This is a genomic window from Microcoleus sp. LEGE 07076 (genome assembly GCF_015207455.1).
GTDB lineage: Bacteria > Cyanobacteriota > Cyanobacteriia > Cyanobacteriales > Microcoleaceae > Microcoleus.
The window spans coordinates 1-1,761 of record NZ_JADEWV010000439.1; the positions used below are offsets into that span (position 1 = coordinate 1).

Annotated in this window: 1 protein-coding gene; it reads left to right on the forward strand. The window is 43.0% G+C overall.

Annotated features, from left to right (window positions below):
• Nucleotides 1-228 precede the first annotated feature (228 nt).
• Complete coding sequence (locus IQ270_RS30040; protein ID WP_193976747.1) at nt 229-1,746, forward strand: hypothetical protein; 1,518 nt, start codon at nt 229-231, stop codon at nt 1,744-1,746.
• Nucleotides 1,747-1,761: the final 15 nt, after the last annotated feature.

Sequence of the window (1,761 nt, forward strand, 5' to 3'; positions counted from 1 at the left end):
GAAGGGTTGACGGCAGTTGACAATTTACCGAGATTTACCTAGACTTTGGTCACTGAATTCTCGGTAAATTGACCAACAAACTAATGAGCGTTGGAGCTTTTCAATAAAAAATGTAGCCTTTGAAGTAAAGCTTCGCCAGCGACGTTTCGGAAACAAAAAAATTGACTCAATAACTTGCAAATTCTGTGCAAAGCTATTAATATACAACCACATTGAGAGGTCGAATCAATGGCTACCATAACGTACTGCAAAGGCTTGCCCACGCCAGCAGACGAACTCAACGAACTTGGATTCACAGATTTCGAGATGTTTCTAGAAGCTTACGCCCCAATTTTTAGGGCTGCAAGCATTGAAACAGTCAACCACTTATTATTGAATACAGACTTCAAGAAATCCGACTGGAACACGCACCTACAGCAAACCTACGGCATCAATAAGCGCCACGCAAATGGCGTAATCAGCGCTGCCTCATGTCGTGTAGACGGTGCTAAAGAGCATAGAATTTTACACGTAAAAACTCTTGAAGGAAAGATTAGGTCTATTGGTGCGTGGATTAAAAAGGCTGAGCGTAAACTGTTATTAGCTCGTAAGTTTTATGCCAAGAAAAAATGGCAGAGTTCAAAGACGGGATGCAATTTTCCTATAGCTTGTTCGCTCCAACACAAATCTACTAATTGGCAGAACTTACGCCTTCAAATACACAATAAAAAGCGGAGACTGATTTTGTTGACCAACAGACTCGAACACTTAAGACTTAAGCCAATCAAAGTCTTCGTCCCTCACAGCGATATCTTCGTTGTCGGCTCTAAGGACGAATCTTTGGGAAATCAAGTCTCTCAGTGGAAGAGAAACAAAATAACGTTTAGAGTTCCCAAATGTTTAGAGTCACGATTCGGAAAGACTGTATCTTCCGAGGTTGGTGATTTCAATCGCAACATAAATAGATTGCCAGAATGCGGGGCTAAAACTTGGCACTTCTACCGCAAGAATGGGAAGTGGGTTATTGCCGTGCAGTTTACCCCAGCTCCCGTGAATCAAGTTTCGAGAAATAGGATGTACGGTTGTATTGGTATCGATATGAATCCTGGCTCTATTGGGTGGGTTTATGTTGATCCTGAAGGGAATCTCAAAGCCAAAGGACAGATTCCATTGCAAATGGGTTTGTCGAATGGCAAGCAGCAGGCTCAGCTCGTTAATGCTTGCCTGCAACTAGCAATTAAAGCTGCGGAATTTGAATGTCCCGTAGTTTGCGAAGAACTTGATTTCTCCGTAAAAAAGGAATCTTTAGGAGAGAAAGGCAGAAAATATGCTCGGATGTTGTCGGGTTGGGCATACAGCGAGTTCTACAAGCAACTGGGTTCTATTTTGTCGAATCGCGGAATTGAATTGATTTCAGTCAATCCAGCATATTCAAGCATTATCGGCTTGGTAAAATACCTGAGAATGTATGGCTTAGCCAGCGACGAATCTGCTTCACTGGTGATTGCTCGCCGAGCTATGAAACTAAGTGAAAGAATACCTCGCTCCTTAACCGCCTATTCCGAGGTGAACTCGGAAAAGCACGTGTGGAGCGAGTGGAATCAACTGAATAGGAAAATCAAACGTTCCGCTGTAATATCACGTCGCTGTGAGTATTATAGCGTTTCTAACTGGAGTTTCTTGGTCAACCTCGACCTGAGAGGAAGCGTAAGCGCTAAGAAAGAACGTTTAAAGCTTATACCGCAGAGCTTACCTAGGTTTGCCTAGGTTTTTCTAAGCGGT